The sequence below is a fragment of the Lentzea sp. NPDC054927 genome (assembly GCF_053610285.1).
On record NZ_JBSGXZ010000005.1, the window covers coordinates 14,054 to 34,567 of the forward strand.

A 20,514-nucleotide genomic window follows, 5' to 3' on the forward strand; every position below is an offset into this window, starting at 1 on the left:
GGCATGGACGCGTTGCTGGAGGGTCTTGATCCGGAACAGCGCGCAGCGGTCGAGGCTCCGCGCGGCCCGGTGTGCGTGCTCGCGGGGGCCGGTACCGGCAAAACGCGCACCATCACCCACCGCATCGCCTACCTGTGCCAACGCGGTCACGTCGCTCCGTCGCAGGTCCTCGCCGTCACGTTCACCAAGCGCGCCGCGGGGGAGATGCGCACCCGTTTGCGGTCTCTCGACGTGCACGGCGCACAGGCCGTGACGTTCCACGCCGCCGCCTCACGTCAGTTGCGCTACTTCTGGCCGCGCGTCATCGGCGGTCCGCGCTGGGAGCTGGTCGACCAGAAGATCCGAGTCGTCGCCCGCGCCGCGTCCCGGCTGGGGCTGCCGACCGAGCCCGACGCGCTGCGGGACCTGACGAGCGAGATCGAGTGGGCGAAGGCGTCGCTGCTGACGCCGGAGGACTACCCGGTCGCCGCCGCGCGCGCCGCACGGGACATCCCTGCGCCCGCCGAGCAGATCATGAAGCTCTACACGACCTACGAGCAGCTCAAGAACGAGGCGCAGCTGCTCGACTTCGACGACCTGCTGCTCTACACGGCCGGTGCGCTGGAGGACAGCGCCGAGGTCGCGCAGGAGTTCCGCGACCGCTACCGCTGCTTCGTGGTCGACGAGTACCAGGACGTGACGCCGCTGCAGCAGCGCGTGCTCGACTCGTGGCTCGGCGGCCGTGACGACCTGACCGTGGTCGGCGACGCGAACCAGACCATTTACTCGTTCGCCGGCGCTTCGCCGCAGCCGCTGCTCAACTTCGCGCGGCGGTTCCCCGAGGCGGTCGTCGTGCGGCTGGAGCGCGACTACCGGTCGACGCCGCAGGTCGTGGCACTGGCCAACGACGTGATCAAGTGGGCGCGCGGTCGTCCCGCCGGTTCGCGGCTGCAGCTGATCGGGCAGCGGCCTGAAGGGCCCGCGCCGCGGTTCCACGAGTTCGACGACGAACCGGCTGAGGCGGACGCGGTCGCCCTGCGCATCAAGGCGTTGCTCGACGAGGGCGTCGCGGCTTCCGAGATCGCCATCCTCTACCGCGTCAACGCGCAGTCAGAGGTGTACGAGCAGGCGCTCGCGTCGCTCGGCATTCCTTACCTGGTGCGCGGCGGCGAGCGGTTCTTCGAACGTGCCGAAGTGCGCCAGGCGATGATCGCGTTGCGCTCGGCCGGTGAGGTCCCCGGCAGCCTGCCCGAGGTGGTGCGCTCGGTGCTGGGCCGCGTCGGCCTGACCGACGAACCGCCGACCGGTGGCTCCGCACGTGAGCGGTGGGAGTCGTTGCTCGCGTTGGTCGAGCTCGCCGAGGAGTTCGTCATCTCAACGCCAGAGGCCGACCTGCCGCGCTTCTGCGTCGAGCTGGACATGCGCGCCGAGGCGCAGCACCCGCCGACCGTCGAAGGCGTGACACTGGCGTCGCTGCACGCGTCGAAGGGCCTGGAGTGGGACGCCGTGTTCCTCGTCGGGCTGGTCGAGGGCACGATGCCGATCCAGTACGCCGACGGCGATGAGGCGAAGGTCGAAGAAGAACGCCGCCTTCTATATGTAGGCGTGACGCGCGCGCGTGAGCACCTCTGGCTGTCGTGGGCGTTGTCGCGTGCGGCCGGTGGACGCAAATACCGCCGCCGATCGCGCTTCCTCTACAGCCTCGTGCCCGAGAACCACCCGGCCGCACGGGTATCTGGCGGCGCGCAGCGGCCTCCTCTGATGAAGAAGGAGAAACCGTCTTGCCGGGTCTGCACGTCGACGCTGGTCGACGCGCAAGCCGTCAAGCTCGGTCGATGCAGGTCCTGCCCGTCCGATGTGGACGAAGAGCTGCTCGAGTCGCTGCGCCGGTGGCGTGCGGGGCGGGCGCGGGAGCTCAAGGTGCCCGCGTACGTCGTCTTCACGGACGCGACGTTGATGGCGATCGCGGAGCAGCGACCCACGGATTCGGCCGGACTTGTGGCGATCTCGGGCATCGGCGCCTCCAAGCTTGATAAGTTCGGCGACGATGTGTTGGGCCTGGTCCGAGCCGGTGTCGGGTACTCCGCCACCTGATCGGGACAAGTTTCGTTAAATAGGTTGCGAGCCCCCGGGACGGGGTCATAACCTGCTCATGCCGGGTCCGGAGGACCCGTCTGGGGAAGAAGAACTACTACTAGCTCTCGATGCAGAGCTCTCTCGTTCGGAGGAGGTGGCCCGTTGTGAAGATCTTCAGCATCTCCCGCGCGCTCGGCCTCCCGTTGACCGAGGGCATCTGCACGTCCGCATCCGCTCAGGCCATGTGGCACACCTCTGCCCACAAGCCAGTGGCACTGCTGGGCCGTGAGCGGGGCACCGCTCTGCGCGGCACCGCTCTGACTGTCGCCGAACTGGGCAGCGAGCAGCCGATCGCGCTGCCGGTCATCGATGACGTCGACAACTACACGAATGCGCTGTCCGCGCATCAAGTGAGAAGGCTCCTGCCGACCCCATAGAGGGGGTCGAAGGACCACCAGGCTCACGAAAGCCGCGGACTCGCACAGAGTCCGCGGCTTTCGTGTTTTTGCAGTACCCCACACAAGGAGAAAACCCTGATGTTGACCGCGACTGTCCCGCTCACCGGCGAGACACTTCCGGACCTCGCGGAGGGGCTTGACCTGCCCTGCCGCACCCACAACCCCGACCTCTGGTTCGGTGACGTTCCGGCGGACCTCGAGAAGGCCAAGGCCTTCTGCGGGACCTGCCCGGTTCTGGCGGAGTGCCTCGCCGGCGCGCTCGCCCGTCACGAGCCGTGGGGTGTCTGGGGTGGAGAGATCTTCGAGCGCGGTGTCGTCATCGCGCGGAAGCGGCCTCGTGGCCGTCCGCGCAAGGACGCCGCAGCAGTTGTCACCGCTGACAAGACGGAGGCAGCCGCGTGAACACCGTGACCAGCAACAGCGCGATCCCCACCTACCTGAACGAGGGCCTGACTCCCATGTCTCTGAATGAAGAACTCGTGCGAATACGAATACAAGAAGCCCAGAGGTACGCAGAAGAGCAACGCCTGGCGAACCGCCTCGCGGCAGCGCAACGTTGGCGCAGGTTGTCGCGATGGGCGGGACGCAGAGCGGCTCGCTTCGACCTCTGACAGTCTCGAGCTGAGGCCGTCATCCACGAGAAGGTGGATGGCGGCCTCGGCCGTTCCTCCGTACCGTTCCGTTTGTGCCGCACCACACCCACGACGGAATCGACTGGTCCGCTCGCCTCCACGCGATGAGGCGATATGGCTCGCTGCAGTCCGAAGCGCTGTCCGCGGTAGCCCGCAGACTCGTTTCCCTGCTGCCCGACTCGCCAGTCGTGATGGACGTCGGCTGCGGCGCGGGCTCCATGAGCGTGCAACTGGCCTCGGCGCTGCGCGAACACGGCGGCGGCGTCCTCGTGCTGGTAGACGCCACACCCGAACTCCTCGACGCAGCCTGCACCGCGGCGCGCACCGAGGCGGACGGCGCCGTGTCGATCAAGCCGGTCCTGGCAGACCTGGCCTCGGAAGACCCGCTGTCCTTCGCCGGCCCGGTCGAGCTCATCTGGGGCTCGCGGGTGATCCACCACCTCCCTGATCAGTTGCGCGGGGTAAAACGCCTGGTAGAAGCACTGGCCCCAGGCGGCTGGCTGGCCCTGGCCGAAGGCGGCCTCGAAACCCGCTTCCTGCCGTGGGACCTCGGCGTCGGCGAACCCGGCCTGCAGGACCGCATGGCCGCCGCCCGTGCCGACTGGTTCGTGTCGATGCGCGAGAAGATGACCGGCTCCGCACGCCTGCCGGTCGGCTGGAACGTAGCCCTGGCCGACGCGGGCCTCGGCGAGATCAGTGCCTTCAGCTTCCTCGTCGACCACCCGGCCCCGGCCAAGCACCTCGTCCGCGAATGGGCGGTCGACCGCCTCACCTGGCTGTCCGAGATCACCGGGTCCTACCTGCACCCGGCAGACCGCGACGCACTGCGCCGGCTGCTGAACCCCTCCGACTCGGAGTACGTCGGGGCCAGGGAGGACGTGTTCCTGCTCGAAACCGACACCGTCCACCTGGGACGACGCCGATGACGGCTGGTGCGGCGTCGATGACGGCGTGCCACAGATGCGGGCGGCTGCGTGCCTCCGTTTCCGACCTGGAGTTCCTGGCCTGGTCGTCTGAGCGGACCGGTGGGTCGATCCGGTGGTTGTGTCAGGTGTGCTCGAAGACCCACGTGCGGGACATCGAGGGCAAGCTGCCGGACGAGTACTGGCGTTGATGCCGCTGGTTGGGGCGACGAGGTCGCGCTGAACCTTGGGGCGTGGTGCGGTGGCCGGTGTGCGGGTCCTTGTGTCGCGGGGTCGGGCGCGCCGAGGTTGGCGTTGGTCAGGTTGGTGTCGGGTCAGGTCGGTGAGGTCGCGCTGAACTCCGGGCGTGGTGTGGCGGCCGGTGTGCGGTCCTTTTGCGCGGGGGTCGGTCGCGTCGGGATTGGCGTTGGTCAGGTTGGTGTCAGGTCACGTTGGTGAGGCCGCGCTGGGGTGCGGGCTTGGCGCGGATCGGCAGCCGACGACCGGTCAGGTCGGATAGAGGTGGCGTAAGGCCTGTCTGACCAGCGCCGTTCCCCGTCGGCTACTTCGCTCCAACTCCGCGCGCAGATCACCCGCCGAGCACAACCCCGCCTCCACCACAGCGTCGAGGATCTCCACGACCGCGCGTGGATTCGCCTCCCGCCGAGCCATGTCCACCGTGGCCCGCGCCGGCGAAGCGAGCCTCAGCCCGTCACGCTCAACCACGCCTGGCGGCCGGTTCGTGCGTTCGAAGAGAATCGACGGGTGTGCTCGTCGCGTGTTCATTCCCGCGAGCACGTGAATGTGCCGGGGGAGCGCCAACACGGCGCCTTGCCGTGTCAACGCATCTGCTCCCGTGATCACCGATTCAGGCCCGGCAAAGGAGAGAACCGCGCGAAGCCGATCCAGTCGAGTAGGCGGCGAGGGCTTCTGCAGAACAACGCCGGGAAGCACCCGTTGCCAGGGCCCGACAGGCGTGCAGTGACGCTGGATCTCCCGAGCGGAGAGGCCGGATTTGCGCAGGTCAGCGGTGGTCGCGATGTGTGCCATGTGTTCATCGTGGCGCACGGGCCGACTGTCAAAGGGGGTCGAAGACCAACCTGTGGATAACTCCGGCAACGTTCACCCGGACGAGTTAGTCGTCGAATCCCGGCTGCCACCGCGCGACGATTTCGCGAGCGGTGACGTGCGCGTCGAGCTGGCAGAGAATGCCTGTCGCGCCCATTGTCACGCGATGAATCAGCAGGTACTGCGGGGGCAGGTTCAATGAGCGGCCCGTTTGTGAGTCCGGGCTGCGCAGGTCGCCCACGCGTTCCGCCTGCGATTGCAGCCAGCGGCGGGTGAAGTGGAACGACTCGGTGCGCAGGGGCTCGACGAACGGGGCCAGGTAGCCGAGCACGTCCTCGCCGTGCAGGGACATGCCCTCGCGGATGAAGTTCTCGGTGCGCAGGAGCTCGACCAGGTCCGCGGATCGGCCGTCCAGGGCCAGCCTGGTCATCAGGCCGAGCGTCTTGGGCAGGCCGTCGGGCAGGCGGGCCACGGCGCCGAAGTCGAGCACGCGCAGGCGGCCGTCGTCGCCCAGCATGAAGTTGCCGGGGTGCGGGTCGGCGTGCAGCAGGCCCGAGCGCGAGGGAGCGGAGAAGTGGAACTCGGCCAGGAGCTGGCCTGCCAGGTCGCGATCGGCGACAGAGCCCTCGCGGATGATGTGGGACAGCCCGACGCCGGACGTCCACTCGGTGACCATGACCTTGGGGGAGGACGCGATGACGCGGGGAACCACCACGTGCGGGTCGTTCTCGAAGGCCTTGGCGAACGTGCGCTGGTTCGCGGCCTCGTCGCGGTAGTCGAGCTCCTCCAGGTACCTGTCGCGCAGCTCCTCCAGCAGCGGGCGCACGTCGGTGCCGGGCATGATCGCCTGCAGCAGCCGGGAGAACCTCAGCAGCTGCTTCAGGTCGGCGCGCAGGGCCTCGTCGGCACCGGGGTACTGGACCTTCACCGCCACGTCGCGGCCGTCGTGCCACACGGCGCGGTGCACCTGGCCGATGGACGCCGACGCTGCCGGGTCGTCGTCGAACGTCTTGAAGCGCTTCGTCCAGGACGCGCCCAGCTGTTCAGCGAGGACGCGGTGCGTGGTGCGGGCGGGCATCGGCGGGGCCGCGGTCTGCAGCTTGGTCAGCGCCTCGCGGTACGGGGCCGCGAGCTCGTCGGGCACGGCCGCCTCGAACACGCTCAGCGCCTGGCCGAACTTCATCGCGCCGCCCTTGAGCTGGCCGAGCACCGCGAAGACCTGTTCCGCCGTCTTGGCCGTCACCTCGGCGTTGACCTCGTCGGCCGCGCGTCCGGTCAGTCGCTTCCCCCAGCCACCGACAACCCGGCCGGCCACCCCGAGCGGGAGGCTCGCCAGCTTGGCGGTGCGCTGCACGGCCTTGCGCGGAATCTCGGTCACTCGGCCATGTTATGTGCGGAGCACTGACAGTCCGGGTGCGGATACCAGCTACGCCTCTCAGCAACGCCCGCCATCAGGTCCAGCTCGACAGTGGCGTTCAGCACGGCGGGTGGTGGCAGGTCGCGGCCGCGGATGTAGATCAACGACTCCAGGATCTGCGCCACGGCCAGCGCCGCCGTTCCCGACGCGAACAGCACGTCGGTGGACGCCGGTTTGCCCACGAGCTGGGCCGCGATGACGGGCCACGCCGGATCTTGGTCGGTCCGGTGCAGGTCCATGCAGTTCAGGCACGAGGAGCGGCCGGGCAGGACGAGCGGCCCGACGATGCCCACGCCCTCACGCACGCGCACGGCCAGATGGGGCGTCCGGAACGCCATCAGCGTGCCCACGAGGTTCGGATCGGGGACGAGCGTCGCCGCCAGCACGGTCAGATCCGCGTTGTGCGCCAGCTGAACGCTTGATTCAGCTAGAAGCGAAGTAATTGAGAGAGCAAGGTGTCCGGCGCCGTGGACGGCGGCCGTGCCACCCGCCCCGAGCGGGCCGCTGTCGAGCAGGCCGGCTTCCTCGAGCGATTCGAGAACATCACTCAACTGGGTGGGGTCCTCGCCACGGCTTTTCAGCCTTTCACCCAGTTCAGCGACGGTGTGGCGGCCGTCGAGGGTGATCAGTTCATCGACCAGCGCCTCGGGCAGCGAGTCGATCACCACGGCGTGTTTCGGGTCGGTGCCGACCTGGACGACGCCGGGGGCTCTGCGTACCACGGCGAGTCCTGCTCGCACGCGAGGTCTTGTGTCCACACGGCAAGACTGGCAGGGGGCGAGGCCCCCTGCCAGCGGAAACGTCAGACCTTGGCCTTGCCGAGGATCCGCGTCATCTTGGTGCCGCAGACAGGGCAGGTGCCCTTCGCCATGCGCCGGCCGTTGGTTTCCTCGACCTTGCCGTCGAAGTCGCGCTTCTCCCGACACTTGACGCAGTAGCCGTTGTAGGTCTCGGCCACAGCCCCTCCCTTGCAGTTGTGAGTGCGGACACACTCGGGGACCTTGGCGCGACCGTACCTCCGCGAGGCGAGGAATCGGCGCATGTCGATTCCGCGCGTGTCCAGCCGCCGTTCGGTGGAACTTCACCCGCCGGGTGCGCCGCTGCCGCCGGTTGGGGGCGGAAAATTGTCGGTGCCGCCGTTTACGGTGACTCCATGGCCGAACCGCGGGTGGAGGTGCGGCGGAGCCCCCGGCGCCGCCGCATGGTCAGCGCGTACCGGGAGGGCGACACCGTCGTCGTCCTTCTGCCGGCACGGATGACCAAGGGGGAAGAGAAGCACTGGGTGGCGGAGATGTTGAGCCGCCTCCAGCGCAGTGAGACGCGCAGGAAGTCCCCTGCGCGAACGTCGGACGAGGCGCTGATGGCGCGCTGCGCCGAGCTGTCGGCGCGGTACCTGGATTCACTCGCCGAGCCGATCAGCGTGCGTTGGGTCCCACCCATGCGCACGCGCTGGGCGTCGTGCACGCCGTCGGAGGGCACCATCAGGGTGTCGGAGCGACTGCGTGACGTGCCGCCGTGGGTGCTCGACTACGTGCTGGTGCACGAGCTCGCGCATCTGCTGGTGCCAGGCCACGGCAAGGACTTCTGGGAGTGGGTTCACCGCTACCAGAAGACCGAGCGGGCCATGGGCTACCTGGAAGGTCTCTCGGCCGCCGCAGGCCTGGGGATCACTGAGGACTGACGAACTACGCGAAGCGCCCGGCGAGGGTGTGCTCGCCGGGCGCTTCGCAATCGTTGGAGGTGGTGGTCTCAGCTCTCGTCGGGCTTCTTGCCCTCGTCGGGCTTGTCGCCGTCCTCGCGCATGGTGCGCTCCAGCTCGGCCATCGGGTCGTCGAGGGCCTTGCGGGTGCTGGTCAGGCGTTCGGCGAACTCCAGCGGGTCGTCCAGGTCCTCCGCGGTCGGGACGAGCTCGGCGTGCTCCCACACGCTGTCGCGCACCTCGACGCCGTGCTGGTCGCCGATGAGCTTCCACAGGGCGGAGGCCGCCCGCAGCTTGCGCGGCCGGAGCTCCAGGCCGACGAGCGTGGCGAAGGTCTGCTCGGCCGGGCCGCCGGAGGCGCGGCGGCGGCGCAGCGTCTCGCGCAGGGCGGGAGCACCGGGCAGGCGTTCGGAGACGGCGGCGTCGACCACGACGTCCACCCAGCCCTCGACCAGCGCCAGCAGCGTCTCGAGGCGGTTCAGCGCCGCCTTCTGCTCCGGCGTGGTCTGCGGTTCGAGCAGTCCGGAGCCCATGGCCTCCTCGATGGAGGCCGGGTTCGACGGGTCGATCTGACCGGCGAGCTGCTCCAGGGCCGACGTGTCGACCTTGATGCCCTTGGCGAACTCCTCGACGGTGTCGAGCAGGCGCTGCCGCAGCCACGGCACGTGCGTGAAAAGTCGCTGGTGGGCGGCCTCGCGCGCGGCGAGGAAGACCATCACCTCGGAGGCGGGGCGCTCCAGGCCCTCGGTGAACTTCTCGATGTTCGCGGGCAGCAGAGCCGCGGTGCCCTCGGGGCCGAGCGGCAGGCCGACGTCGGTCGAGGTGAGCACCTCGGAGCCGAGTTGCGCCAGGGCGTTGCCCAGCTGCGAGCCGAACGCCATGCCGCCCATCTGGCCGAGCATCGCGAGCAGCGGGCCGGCCGCCTGCTTCGCCTCGGCGGGCATCGCCTCGACCCACGCGCCGGACATGCGCTGTGCGACCGGGTCGCACAGGCGCTGCCAGGTGGGGATCGTGCGCTCGATCCAGTCGCGCGCCGTCCACGCCTGCGTCGTGCGGGTGCCGGCGGGCAGCGACGTGACCGGGTCCAGCCACATCTCGGCCAGATGCACGGCGTCGGTGACCGCGCTCGACTGGTCGGCGGCGAACCCGATGGTCGTCGCGGTCGAGGACAGCTGTTGGAACGCGATCTGCTTGGCGAGGTCGTAGTTCACCGGCCCGCTCGACGACCCCGCGTTGCTCAGCATGGAGCCCAGCTGACTGAGCATGTTGCCCAGCTGGCTGAAGTCGAACGGGTTGTCTCCCGGCTTCCCGCTCTTGTCGTCGGGGTCGTGCGGGCTGAACCCGAACGGCACGTCACTCATGCCTCTACCGTACGCGGATCCACATGGTCGTACGCTGTTCAGCCGTGAGTGAAACCGTCACGACCGCACCCCCACCCGCGCCCCCGCCGAGGGAGCGCGGACTGACCCGCCGGACGTGGACGCTGATCATCAGCTTCCTAGTGGTGGCGGCACTCGGACTGCTCGGCGGTTTCGCCAGAGTCCCGTACGTCGCGCTGGGCCCCGGCCCGACCTACGACGTGCTCAGCAAGGTCAAGGACACCGACGTCGTATCGGTGGAGGGCCAGGACACCTTCCCCACCAAGGGGTCCCTGCGCATGACGACGGTCTCGCTCACCGACGACGTGTCGCTGTTCGGCGCGCTCGGCCTGTGGCTGTCCGGCCGCTACGCGCTGGCGCCGCGCGAGGAGTTCTTCAAGCCCGGTGAGTCGGAGGAGGAGGTGCAGAAGAACAACGAGCTGGCGTTCAGCGAGTCGCAGACCGCCGCCGAGGTCGCCGCACTGCACTACCTCCAGTATCCGGGCATGGTGATCGCGAACCAGGTCACCAAGGGCAGCCCCGCGGACAACGTCATCCCGCTCGGCGCCCGCATCATCTCGGTCAACGGCAAGCAGGTGCAGAGCGCCGCCGACGTGAGCGGCGCGCTGGAGAACACCAAGCCCGGCGACCGCATCGAGGTGGCCTTCGAGAAGGACGGCACCTCGAAGTCGACCCAGCTCACCCTCGGCACCCGCGACGACGGCCGCCCCGCCGGCTTCATCGGCATCTCGCCGGTGGACCGCGCCGACGTGCCGTTCAAAATCAAGATCAGCCTGTCCGACGTCGGCGGCCCCTCGGCCGGCCTGATCTTCGCGCTGGCGATCGTCGACAAGCTGACGCCGGGCGAGCTCAACGGCGGCAAGGCCATCGCGGGCACCGGCGAGATCACCGGCGACGGCACGGTGAAGCCCATCGGCGGCATCGCCTTCAAGATGGTCGCCGCGAAGGAGGCCGGCGCGACGGCGTTCCTCGTGCCCTCCGCCAACTGCCAGGACGCGAAGCAGCAGGCGCCGGACGGCCTCAAGCTGATCAAGGTCGAGAACCTCAAGGACGCGGTGTCGTCGCTGGAGGCGCTGAACGCGAACAAGGACACGCCGAGCTGCTGACGGCTCTCACGCGGGGAGCTTTCACGCCTGTTCTGGGCGTGGGAGCTCCCCGCTTGCGTTTGCGGCCCGGCGAGCGGACGCCGCATGGTTAGGCAACGCCGTACGGTCCACGAACGCTGCTCGGTCAGCCACGCCGCACGGTCGTGTTCGGTCAGTCCGTGCTGTGCGGGTCTGGCGGCCACCCCTCCAGATGAGTGAACTGGCGCATGTATCGCGCGCACCGCTGGCCGAAGTCCTGTCCGCGGTCCGGCAGCTTCGACCGCTCGATCGCCCGCTCCGGTTCGTCCTCCGGCGGCAGCAGCATCCAGATGTTGATGTCGATGAACTCGCCGTCGCCCCGTTCGGCCGCGGCCAGCGCCAGCGCGGTCGCGAGCACGACCCCGGCGCAGGTCCTGGCCGGGGTGAAAGTGGCGTCGACCCTCTTCTGCGGCCCGTCGTAGCCCTCTTTGCCGCAGTGGTCGAACACCATCAACACGACATTTCCGTCGGCGTAGTGCCGGTCGACGTAGACCGAGATGCCAGGCGGATCGTCGATCCCCAGGAGCCGCCCCAACGTCTCGCGACCCGCCGCGACGAGTTCCTGCAGCGAGATCGAGACCTGCATGGTCCCGACGAGGTCGACGGTCATGGCGAGGACCGTAGGCAACCGCCTCGCGCCGTCGCCACCGAGATTCGCTGTCCGCTCAGCGCGAACGCACGACATCACAACCCCGGCGCGATCAAGCGCCGGGGTTGTGTCAGCCTGGGGGTGTGACGACTAGGGCCGCAGCGTGGCGAGCAGGGCGTCGGTGAGGTTGGGCGCCAGCTCGGGGTGCTCGACGACCTCCTCTGGCACCTCGACCGTTCCTCGCAGCCGCAGCACGCAGCAGACGGAGCCGTCGCGCAGGACCGCTGCCACCAGGCGCGCCTCGCGGCGGGCCGGGTGTTCGGCGGCGAACTTGCGGGCTGCCTCGTCGTCCAGGTCGCCGTGGCTCAGTTCGGTCTCCGCCTCCGGGGGCAGCACCACGATCTCCTGGGCCAGGGCACAGCCGGTGACGGCGGGGGGCCACTCGATGCCCGCCAGCGCGTCGCCCAGGTCGCCCGAGAGCTCGTCCTGGGCGATCGGGGTCAGCGGGGAGGCTTCGGGATCCAGCTGGTCCCGCAGTTCCGGTTGCTGGTCGATCAGATCTGAGGTGGCCACTAGGGCGAAGAGTTGCGGGGGCTGCTCCCAGCCTGCTGCCCCGACGAACTCCTCTACCTCGCGGGCGACCGTCGGGAGGATGACCGCTGGCGTTTCACTCGCTGACACGCGTGTCATCGTAAGACTGCGGGCTTCACGGGAACCCAGGGCGTCGTCCGTAGAGTTGGACTAAACGTACGTAACGAATTACCGCGATCCAGGAGCGTGCCTCGTGGCCACACGGCCTCCGGTCGGACTGCCGAAACTGTCCCGGCGCAGCCGAATACTGCTCATCGTGGGTGTAGTGCTCCTGTTCGGTCTCATCACGGGATCGCGGCTGCTCGACACCTACGTGAACTGGCTGTGGTTCGGCGAGGTGAAATTCCGCGACGTCTACAGCACGGTGCTGCTCACCCGGCTGGGGCTGTTCGTGGCCGCCGGGGTCGTCGTCGGCGGCATCGTCGCGCTCAACCTCTACCTGGCCTACCGGGCGCGTCCGGTGTTCGTGCCGGTCTCCGGGCCGGACGACCCGGTGGCGCGCTACCGCACGGTCGTGATGCGGCGGATGCGGTTGTTCGCGATCGGCATCCCCGTTTTCGTCGGGTTGATCGCGGGTGCGTCGGCGCAGCAGGACTGGCAGCAGATCCAGCTGTTCCTCAACGCCCAGCCGTTCGGGGTCACCGATCCGCAGTTCGGGCACGACATCGGCTTCTACGCGTTCAAGCTGCCGTTCTACGAGTGGCTGCTGTCGTGGCTGTTCATCACGGTCGCGGTGTCGTTCATCGGCGCGGTGATCGCGCACTACCTGTTCGGCGGCATCCGGCTGGCCGGTCGCGGTGGCCAGCTGTCCGGGCCCGCGCGTCTGCACCTGGCGCTGGTCGCCGGCTCGTTCGTGCTGCTCAAGGCCGTCGCGTACTTCTTCGACCGGTACGAGCTGCTGCTGCACGAGAACGAGAAGTTCGTCGGCGCGAGCTACACCGACCTCAACGCGGTGCTGCCGGCCAAGCTGATCCTGCTGTGCATCGCGGTGTTCTGCGCGGTCGCGTTCTTCGCGGGCGCGTTCATGCGCAACGTGCAGCTGCCCGCCATCGCGACCGTCCTGCTGGTGCTGTCGAGCGTGCTCGTCGGCGCGGCGTGGCCCGCGGTGCTGGAGCAGTTCTCGGTCAAGCCGAACGCCATCCAGAAGGAAGCCGAGTCGATCACCCGCAACATCGCGGCGACGCGACAATCGTTCGGGCTGACAGAGGACAAGGTCGAAACAAAGCCCTACGAGGGCAAGCAGAACATCACGAACGACCAGATCAAGACCAACGACGCGGCGACGCTGGGCAACATCCGCCTGCTCGACCCCGCCGTGCTGGCGCGGACGTTCACGCAGTTCCAGCAGCTGCGGCCGTTCTACGGGTTCCCGAACAAGCTCGACGTCGACCGGTACACAGTGGACGGGAAGCTGCGCGACTACATCGTGGCGGTCCGCGAGCTCAAGCTCGACAGCCTGCCGCAGGGTCAGCGCGACTGGATCAACCAGCACCTCATCTACACGCACGGCAACGGCTTCGTCTACGCCGAGGCGAACAAGGTCAACGCCGTCGCCGACCAGACGAACGGCGGGTATCCGGAGTTCAAGGCCGGTGAGGTCCAGCCGGACGGCACGATCCGCAACGCCGAGAACGGCATCAAGGTCGAGCAGCCCCGCACGTACTACGGCGAGCTCTTCGGCCAGGCGGACTACTCGATCGTCGGTGGCCGGCCGCAGGGTTCGGCGGCCGAGTACGACACGGACGCCAAGTCCTACACCTACACCGGTGCGGGCGGCGTGCCGATCGGCAGCCTGTTCAACAAGCTGGCGTTCGCGGCCTACTACGGCGAGCGGAACATCCTCTTCAACCAGTCCATCGCGGACGACTCGAAGATCCTGTTCAAGCGCGCGCCGCGGGACCGCGTGCAGGCCGTCGCGCCGTGGCTCACCGTCGACAGCGACCCGTACCCGGCCGTCGTGAACGGCCGCATCACGTGGATCGTCGACGGCTACACCACGCTCGACAACTACCCGTACGCGCAGCGCACGCCGCTGGGTGACGCGACGAACGACTCGCTGACCGCGGACGGCGTGGTGATCTCGCAGGCCAACAAGTCCGTCAACTACATCCGCAACTCGGTCAAGGCCACTGTGGACGCCTACGACGGCACGGTGAGCCTGTACGCGATGGACGAGAAGGACCCGGTCCTCAAGGCGTGGATGGGCGTCTTCCCGAACACGGTGAAGCCGAACAGCGAGATCTCCAACGAGCTGCGCCAGCACTTCCGCTACCCCGAGGACCTGTTCAAGGTGCAGCGGCAGATGCTGTCGAAGTACCACGTCTCGTCGCCGTCGGACTTCTACTCCGGTGTCGCCTACTGGGCGCCGGCGCAGGACCCGACGATCGACAACGTGACCTCGGCCGACGCCCAGCGCGACGCGGCGGCCAAACGCAGGGACGCCCAGCCGCCGTTCTACGTGCTGGCCGGTGACCCGGCCGACGCCAGCAAGGTCCGGTTCCAGCTGACCAGCCCGCTGGTGCGTGAGAACCGGGAATTCATGGCGGCTTATGTCTCCGTGGGGTCCGACCCGGACAACTACGGGAAGATAAGCGTGCTGCAGCTGACCCAGGACGCGAAGGGCCCGCAGCAGATCCAGACGCAGTTCCTCACGTCGGACAACGTCAGCCGTGAGCTCAACCTGCTGGCACAGCAGAAGACGACTGTCGTGTACGGCAACCTGCTCACACTTCCCGTGGGTGGTGCGCTGCTGTACGTCGAACCCGTCTACATCGAGCGCGCGGCCAACAACACGTCGTATCCGCAGCTGTCGAAGGTCCTCGTCTGGTACGGCGACCGGGTCGGGTACGCGTCGACGTTGAGCGAGGCGCTGGAACAGGTGTTGAGCGGTACCGGTGCGGTTGTGCCGCCGCCGAGCAACAACCCACCCAACAACGGCCAGAACTCGACGTCACCGTCGACGCCACCGCCGTCCAACAGCACGTTGAGTCCTGATCTGCAGAAGGCGATCAACGACATCGACGCGGCGCTGGCGGAGATCAAGCGGGCTCAGCAGAGCGGTGACTTCGCCGCGCTCGGCCAGGCGTACCAGCGCCTGGAGGACGCGTCGAACCGCTTCAAGCAGTTCAACACCGCTGCTTCACCGCCGACGGGCCAGTCGTCGGTTGTGCCGAGCCCCACACCATCAGGCTGACCTCTCGATTTGCTTTTCCCGCTCCGCCCCGCGTAAGGTTCTATTCATACCGACGCGGGGTGGAGCAGCTCGGTAGCTCGCTGGGCTCATAACCCAGAGGTCGCAGGTTCAAATCCTGTCCCCGCTACAAAGCCGGGAGAGCCCTGTTCGCGGAGATCGCGAACAGGGCTTTTTCGCATTTACATTGGGGGCGGAGCCCCCAAACCCCACCCTGGGGGCAAGCCCCCAGACCCCCGTAGGTCGACCAGTAGGCGTGGTCAGGCGCTAGCACGGCGGTGACCTGCGGAAATCGCGTTAGTGGGGGGTGGTAAAAGTAGGTTTCCAGAGGGTGTATAGTTCTCCTCGGAACGACAACAGAACAGCAAGACAGCGGCGCGGGGTGGAGCAGCTCGGTAGCTCGCTGGGCTCATAACCCAGAGGTCGCAGGTTCAAATCCTGTCCCCGCTACTAGACAGAAGGCCGGAACCAATTGGTTCCGGCCTTCTGCTTGTTCTCCATCAGGGTCTTTCAGGTCATGTTCTCCGCCCAGTACTGAGCGCACAGCATGCTGGAGCAGATGCGGCCCTGGCCGTTGACGGTGCGGTGCTTGCGGATCTGTTTGCCGCAGACCATGCACTCGTCCTTGCCGGCCTGCTCCGGGATCCCGCCGGTCATCCATGCCACCGTGTGCGCGGCCACCTTCTTGTGGTCCAGCCACTTGATGTTCTTCAACGTCCCCGACCTCCGTGTCTCGCTCCGCCACCTGGCAATGATCATTTTCCCGGTTGCGGGGGCGGATGAAAGGGTCCTGCGCGGACATCACCAGGTCGTGCGACGAACCGCCCCGTCCGTCCATTCGGGTGGCTTCGGCCGGTGAGAGTCGTACCGCCGATCGAGTGAGATCGGGTGGCTTTCGTTTCTGCGAAAGGGTTTTTCCATCCGGGATGGACACAGACGGTCAAGCGGCCAAACGCGTGAGGCTGGCAAACTGCCGCTTACTCAGCGAGACTTTTCGTTGCTCCGCATGGCCCATCAGACTAGCCCGGTGATCAGCCACTGTGGACAGAACGGCTGACCATTGTGGACAGCTTCCCCCAGACGTGGGAACGTTGTCGTTGTGTCAGACCTGAATGCGACCGCAGCCGCCCTGCTCGGGCTGCTGCACGACGGACCCAAGACCGGTGGCCAGTTGGTGGCGGAGGCAGGAGACCGCTTCGGCGCGTTCTTCAGCGTGACCCGCAGCCAGGTGTACCGCGAGCTGCCCGCGCTGGCTGACCAAGGCCTGCTGCGCCTCGGCAAGCAAGGACCGCGGTCGAGCCAGCAGTACGTGCTCACCGCGGCGGGCAAGAAGGCCTTCAAGAACTGGCTGCTGTCCGAGCCCGGCCCGGACCACCTGCGCAGCCCGCTCATCCTGCGCCTGGTGCACGCCGGCTCGCTGACCGCGAAGCAGCGCGAATCCCTGATCACGACCGCGCGTTCGACGTACGGTCAGGAACAGGAGAGCGCGAAGAGCGCGGCCAAGACGGCGGAGGACCCCTACGCCAAGGCGGTGGCCGAGTTCGGTCTCGCTCACGCGAAGGCCGTTCTCAAGCTGCTCGACGCCATCCCCACCGCTTAAAGGGGACGCCAGCGAAGCACCGGTCGCGACTGACGACCGGTGCTGGCGTAATCTTTTGCCGTGAACCCGGACGTCGAAGCAGACATCAAGGACCTCTCCGCCACTCTTTCGAGCATCGAGGCGGTGCTGGACCTCGATGCGTTGCGCGCCGCTGTCGCGGACCTGGAGGCGCAGGCGACCCGCCCCGACCTCTGGGACGACCAGGAGAAGGCGCAGAAGGTCACCAGCGCGCTCTCCCACAAGCAGGGCGAGCTGCGTCGTGTCACCAACCTGCGTGAGCGCCTCGACGACCTCCCCCTGCTCTACGAACTCGCCGAAGAGGCAGAGGACGCGGACGCGGCGGCCGACGCGGACAACGACCGCGCCAAGCTGCGCGAGGAGATCGCGAGCCTCGAGGTGCGCACGCTGCTGTCCGGCGAGTACGACGAGCGCAACGCGCTGATCACCATCCGCGCCGAGGCCGGTGGCGTCGACGCCGCGGACTTCGCCGAGATGCTGCTGCGCATGTACTCGCGCTGGGCCGAGCGCCACAACTACGGCGTCGACGTGTTCGACACCTCCTACGCGGAAGAAGCGGGCATCAAGTCCGCCACCTTCCGCGTCACCGCTCCCTACGCCTACGGCACGCTGAGCGTCGAGCAGGGCACCCACCGCCTCGTGCGCATTTCGCCGTTCGACAACCAGGGCCGCCGCCAGACGTCGTTCGCCGGCGTCGAGGTCGTGCCCGTCGTCGAGCAGACCGACCACGTCGAGATCGACGAGAAGGACCTGCGCGTCGACGTCTACCGCTCGTCCGGCCCCGGTGGCCAGGGCGTCAACACGACGGACTCGGCGGTGCGCCTCACGCACATCCCGACCGGCATCGTGGTGTCCTGCCAGAACGAGCGCTCGCAGCTGCAGAACAAGGCCACGGCCATGAACGTCCTGCAGGCCAAGCTGCTCGAGCGCCGCCGGCAGGAGGAGCAGGCGAAGATGGACGCGCTGAAGGACTCCGGTTCCAGCTGGGGCAACCAGATGCGCTCCTACGTGCTGCACCCGTACCAGATGGTCAAGGACCTGCGGAACAACCACGAGGTCGGCAACCCGTCGGCGGTGCTGGACGGGGAGATCGACGACTTCCTCGAGGCCGGTATCCGGTGGCGCAAGCAGTCCCAGCAGGGGTAAGCGAGTTCAAAGGCCTGGCCCACGACGCCGCCCGCCGTACCGGTGGGCGGCTGTCGGCGTTCACGGCCGCCGACGGCGTGACCCCGAACTTCCACCAGGCCCTCATCACCTACCGCGACCGCACGGTGGCGGTGCTGTGCTCACGTGACGACGGCTCGGTCGTGGTGACCCAGCCCTTCGACGTGCGCTTCGACGGATCGCTGGTCTTCCTCGACGAACCGGAACTCCTGGCCGTGGCCAGGGAGTTCGAGGGCTTCAGCGTGCTGTCCAAGGACGACGCGGAGCGACCGTTCAGTCACTCGGATCACCCTCACGTGTGGGAGAGCGATCTGAGCCACTGGAAGCCGGAAAACACCGGTCAGGCGCTCTTCAACTGGTGGGACTGACCGGCCGTTCCGGTGCGGAAGTTAACCGGAACGGGGGCTTTACCCCGGCCATGAGTAGACTCGCGCCTCGTGATTCGTCTCGAACACGTTTCCAAGGTCTACAAGACCTCCACGCGTCCTGCGCTCGACGACGTGTCCGTCGAGATGGAGAAGGGCGAGTTCGTCTTCCTGATCGGGCCTTCCGGGTCCGGCAAGTCGACCTTCTTGCGCCTGCTGCTGCGCGAAGAGGTGCCGACCAGGGGGCGCGTCTACGTCTCCAACTTCGACGTCGCCAAGATGTCGCGGCGCAGGGTCCCCCGCCTGCGTCAGTCCATCGGCTGCGTGTTCCAGGACTTCCGCCTGCTGCCGACCAAGACTGTCGCCGAGAACGTCGCCTTCGCGCTGGAGGTGATCGGCAAGCCCCGCAACACCATCGTCAAGGTGGTGCCGGAGGTGCTGCAGCTGGTCGGCCTCGACGGCAAGGAGGACCGGTTCCCGACCGAGCTGTCCGGTGGTGAGCAGCAGCGCGTCGCGATCGCCCGTGCGTTCGTGAACAGGCCGCTGGTGCTGATCGCCGACGAGCCGACCGGAAACCTGGACCCCGACACGAGCCAGGACATCATGTTGCTGCTGGAGCGGATCAACCGCACCGGCACGACCGTCATCATGGCCACCCACGACCACGGCATCGTCGACTCGATGCGCCGCCGTGTGGTGGAACTCGCGTACGGCAAAGTCGTCCGTGATGACGCACGCGGTGTCTACGGCGTAGGCCGTTAAGACACCCCAAAGCCCCCGACCCCCAAGGAACCCCGCCCCCGATGCGTACCAGCTTCGTGTTCAGCGAGGTCGTCACCGGACTTCGCCGGAACGTCACGATGACGATCGCGATGATCCTCACGACCGCCATCTCGCTCGGGCTGCTCGGCGGTGGCCTGCTCGTCGTCCGCATGGTCGACAAGATGCAGGCCAACTACGCGGGCAAGCTCGAGGTCTCCGTGCTGCTGACGAACGACGTCAGCGCCAACGACAAGGACTGCACCCAGCAGCCGTGCGCGGGTCTGCGTTCTGCTCTGGAGCAGACCTCCGGCGTCGAGACCGTGGTGTTCCAGAACCGCGACGAGGGCTTCGAGCGCTTCAAGCGCATCTTCGAGGCCCAGCCGGAGCTGCTCAAGCTCGCTCGCCCGGAGGCGATCCCGGCGACGTTCCGCGTCAAGCTGGAGGACCCGGAGCGCACCGACGTCATCAAGCAGGCCTTCGAGGGCAAGCCGGGTGTCAAGGGCGTCGACGACCAGGGCAAGTTCCTCGAGCGGTTCTTCGACGGCCTCAACGGCCTGCGTGACGTCGCCCTGATCCTCGCGCTCATCCAGGCGTTCGCCGCGTTGCTGCTGATCTCGAACACCATCCAGGTGTCGGCGTTCACCCGCCGCGTCGAGGTCGGCATCATGCGACTGGTCGGCGCGACCCGGTGGTACACGCAGCTGCCGTTCCTCATCGAGGCGGTCGTCGCGGGCATCATCGGCTCGGTCACCGCGGTCGCCGGCCTGGTGTTGTTCAAGGCGTTCTTCCTCGACCGGATCACCAGGAACCTGACCGAGTCGGGCATCATCCCGCCGATCGGCTATCTGGACATCCTGATCGTGTCGCCCTGGCTGTTCCTCGTCGCGATAGTCATCTCGGCGACCACCGGCTACGTGACACTCCGTCTCTACGTGCGGCTTTAACGATTGGCGTGACCACGTAAAGTTGTCGCCATGGTCAAGGAACGCGGGCAGAAGGTCATCGCGTCGAACCGCAAGGCTCGGCACGACTGGGCCATTCTGGACACCTACGAGGCGGGCATTCAGCTCGTCGGCACCGAGGTGAAGAGCCTGCGCATGGGACGGGCGTCCCTCGTGGACGCCTTCGCCCAGGTCGACGACGGCGAGATCTGGTTGCACGCGCTGCACATCCCGGAGTACGTCGCGGGGACCTGGACGAACCACGAGGTCCGGCGCAAGCGCAAGCTGCTGCTGCACAAGGCGGAGATCGAACGGCTGATCGGCAAGACCAAGGAGTCCGGTCTGTCGCTGGTCCCGCTGCAGATGTACTTCAAGGACGGTTACGTCAAGGTCGAGATCGCCCTCGCGAAGGGCAAGAAGGCCTACGACAAGCGTCAGGACATCGCGAAGCGCGACGCCAACCGCGAGATCGCCAAGGCGCACGGACGAGCCCTGAAGGGCCGTTACTGATGGCACTGGTGGACATCCACGTCCACTCGCTCGGGGACACGTGTGTCCGC

22 protein-coding genes and 2 tRNA genes are annotated in these 20,514 nt (G+C 67.7%); 16 read left to right on the forward strand and 8 right to left on the reverse strand.

Going from position 1 to position 20,514, the window contains the following annotated elements; genetic code table 11:
* Positions 1-3 precede the first annotated feature (3 nt).
* The 5 genes from ACWGE0_RS10020 (at position 4) to ACWGE0_RS10040 (ending at position 4,259) form a co-directional block, all read left to right on the forward strand.
* A complete protein-coding gene (locus ACWGE0_RS10020; protein ID WP_452260547.1) occupies positions 4-2,073 on the forward strand; it encodes an ATP-dependent DNA helicase UvrD2 in 2,070 nt (689 codons plus the stop codon).
* Positions 2,074-2,219: 146 nt separating this feature from the next.
* Positions 2,220-2,492 carry a hypothetical protein gene (locus tag ACWGE0_RS10025; protein WP_093598190.1) on the forward strand — a complete coding sequence of 91 codons (273 nt, stop codon included), beginning with the start codon at positions 2,220-2,222 and terminating at the stop codon, positions 2,490-2,492.
* 99 nt (positions 2,493-2,591) lie between these two features.
* Entirely contained in the window at positions 2,592-2,915 is a 324-nt protein-coding gene (locus tag ACWGE0_RS10030) for a WhiB family transcriptional regulator (RefSeq protein ID WP_319970980.1), read from the forward strand.
* Between the two features lie 334 nt (positions 2,916-3,249).
* On the forward strand, positions 3,250-4,071 hold the full coding sequence (locus ACWGE0_RS10035; RefSeq protein WP_452260548.1) for a class I SAM-dependent methyltransferase: 822 nt from the start codon (positions 3,250-3,252) through the stop codon (positions 4,069-4,071).
* Positions 4,068-4,259 (forward strand): hypothetical protein, encoded by a 192-nt coding sequence (locus ACWGE0_RS10040; RefSeq protein ID WP_452260549.1) that lies wholly within the window; start codon positions 4,068-4,070, stop codon positions 4,257-4,259. Before ACWGE0_RS10035 ends, ACWGE0_RS10040 begins: the two co-directional genes overlap by 4 nt.
* A 295-nt stretch (positions 4,260-4,554) precedes the next feature.
* Here the strand turns inward: ACWGE0_RS10040 and ACWGE0_RS10045 are convergent, their stop codons facing one another.
* The 4 genes from ACWGE0_RS10045 to ACWGE0_RS10060 form a co-directional block, all read right to left on the reverse strand.
* Complete coding sequence (locus tag ACWGE0_RS10045; RefSeq protein WP_452260550.1) at positions 4,555-5,097, reverse strand: hypothetical protein; 543 nt, start codon at positions 5,095-5,097, stop codon at positions 4,555-4,557.
* Between the two features lie 85 nt (positions 5,098-5,182).
* Complete coding sequence (locus ACWGE0_RS10050) at positions 5,183-6,493, reverse strand: ABC1 kinase family protein (protein WP_452260551.1); 1,311 nt, start codon at positions 6,491-6,493, stop codon at positions 5,183-5,185.
* Positions 6,490-7,197, reverse strand: a complete 708-nt coding sequence (locus tag ACWGE0_RS10055; RefSeq protein ID WP_452260552.1) for a hypothetical protein — start codon at positions 7,195-7,197, stop codon at positions 6,490-6,492. Before ACWGE0_RS10055 ends, ACWGE0_RS10050 begins: the two co-directional genes overlap by 4 nt.
* A 137-nt stretch (positions 7,198-7,334) precedes the next feature.
* Positions 7,335-7,490 carry a DUF5679 domain-containing protein gene (locus ACWGE0_RS10060; protein ID WP_166056119.1) on the reverse strand — a complete coding sequence of 52 codons (156 nt, stop codon included), beginning with the start codon at positions 7,488-7,490 and terminating at the stop codon, positions 7,335-7,337.
* 195 nt (positions 7,491-7,685) lie between these two features.
* Between ACWGE0_RS10060 and ACWGE0_RS10065 the strand changes: the two genes are divergently transcribed.
* Complete coding sequence (locus tag ACWGE0_RS10065; protein WP_452260553.1) at positions 7,686-8,213, forward strand: M48 metallopeptidase family protein; 528 nt, start codon at positions 7,686-7,688, stop codon at positions 8,211-8,213.
* A gap of 68 nt (positions 8,214-8,281) precedes the next feature.
* Here ACWGE0_RS10065 and ACWGE0_RS10070 read toward each other — a convergent pair whose 3' ends face one another.
* Entirely contained in the window at positions 8,282-9,592 is a 1,311-nt protein-coding gene (locus ACWGE0_RS10070) for a zinc-dependent metalloprotease (RefSeq protein WP_452260554.1), read from the reverse strand.
* Between the two features lie 44 nt (positions 9,593-9,636).
* On the opposite strand from ACWGE0_RS10070, the gene ACWGE0_RS10075 reads away from it, so the two are divergent.
* Positions 9,637-10,716 carry a YlbL family protein gene (locus ACWGE0_RS10075; RefSeq protein WP_452260555.1) on the forward strand — a complete coding sequence of 360 codons (1,080 nt, stop codon included), beginning with the start codon at positions 9,637-9,639 and terminating at the stop codon, positions 10,714-10,716.
* A gap of 151 nt (positions 10,717-10,867) precedes the next feature.
* On the opposite strand, the gene ACWGE0_RS10080 is transcribed toward ACWGE0_RS10075, so the two are convergent.
* Positions 10,868-11,344 carry a hypothetical protein gene (locus tag ACWGE0_RS10080; protein WP_452260556.1) on the reverse strand — a complete coding sequence of 159 codons (477 nt, stop codon included), beginning with the start codon at positions 11,342-11,344 and terminating at the stop codon, positions 10,868-10,870.
* A 129-nt stretch (positions 11,345-11,473) separates the two neighbouring features.
* Positions 11,474-12,013 carry a PPA1309 family protein gene (locus ACWGE0_RS10085; RefSeq protein ID WP_452260557.1) on the reverse strand — a complete coding sequence of 180 codons (540 nt, stop codon included), beginning with the start codon at positions 12,011-12,013 and terminating at the stop codon, positions 11,474-11,476.
* Positions 12,014-12,107: 94 nt separating this feature from the next.
* Between ACWGE0_RS10085 and ACWGE0_RS10090 the strand changes: the two genes are divergently transcribed.
* The 3 genes from ACWGE0_RS10090 (at position 12,108) to ACWGE0_RS10100 (ending at position 15,554) form a co-directional block, all read left to right on the forward strand.
* On the forward strand, positions 12,108-15,107 hold the full coding sequence (locus ACWGE0_RS10090; protein WP_452260558.1) for a UPF0182 family protein: 3,000 nt from the start codon (positions 12,108-12,110) through the stop codon (positions 15,105-15,107).
* Positions 15,108-15,160: 53 nt separating this feature from the next.
* A tRNA-Met gene (locus ACWGE0_RS10095) sits at positions 15,161-15,234 on the forward strand.
* A 246-nt stretch (positions 15,235-15,480) separates the two neighbouring features.
* Positions 15,481-15,554, forward strand: a tRNA-Met gene (locus tag ACWGE0_RS10100).
* Positions 15,555-15,614: 60 nt separating this feature from the next.
* On the opposite strand, the gene ACWGE0_RS10105 is transcribed toward ACWGE0_RS10100, so the two are convergent.
* Positions 15,615-15,818, reverse strand: coding sequence for a hypothetical protein (locus ACWGE0_RS10105; RefSeq protein ID WP_319970990.1), 204 nt, complete (start codon positions 15,816-15,818; stop codon positions 15,615-15,617).
* Between the two features lie 385 nt (positions 15,819-16,203).
* On the opposite strand from ACWGE0_RS10105, the gene ACWGE0_RS10110 reads away from it, so the two are divergent.
* The 6 genes from ACWGE0_RS10110 (at position 16,204) to smpB (ending at position 20,464) form a co-directional block, all read left to right on the forward strand.
* Entirely contained in the window at positions 16,204-16,704 is a 501-nt protein-coding gene (locus ACWGE0_RS10110) for a PadR family transcriptional regulator (RefSeq protein WP_030470382.1), read from the forward strand.
* Positions 16,705-16,764: 60 nt separating this feature from the next.
* Positions 16,765-17,868 carry a peptide chain release factor 2 gene (gene prfB, locus ACWGE0_RS10115; protein WP_452260559.1) on the forward strand — a complete coding sequence of 368 codons (1,104 nt, stop codon included), beginning with the start codon at positions 16,765-16,767 and terminating at the stop codon, positions 17,866-17,868.
* Complete coding sequence (locus ACWGE0_RS10120) at positions 17,841-18,254, forward strand: hypothetical protein (RefSeq protein ID WP_452260560.1); 414 nt, start codon at positions 17,841-17,843, stop codon at positions 18,252-18,254. Before prfB ends, ACWGE0_RS10120 begins: the two co-directional genes overlap by 28 nt.
* 69 nt (positions 18,255-18,323) lie before the next feature.
* Positions 18,324-19,013, forward strand: coding sequence for a cell division ATP-binding protein FtsE (gene ftsE / locus ACWGE0_RS10125; protein ID WP_086666930.1), 690 nt, complete (start codon positions 18,324-18,326; stop codon positions 19,011-19,013).
* Positions 19,014-19,054: 41 nt separating this feature from the next.
* On the forward strand, positions 19,055-19,957 hold the full coding sequence (gene ftsX / locus ACWGE0_RS10130; RefSeq protein WP_319970992.1) for a permease-like cell division protein FtsX: 903 nt from the start codon (positions 19,055-19,057) through the stop codon (positions 19,955-19,957).
* A gap of 30 nt (positions 19,958-19,987) precedes the next feature.
* Positions 19,988-20,464, forward strand: a complete 477-nt coding sequence (gene smpB / locus ACWGE0_RS10135) for an SsrA-binding protein SmpB (RefSeq protein WP_045311206.1) — start codon at positions 19,988-19,990, stop codon at positions 20,462-20,464.
* Positions 20,465-20,514: the final 50 nt, after the last annotated feature.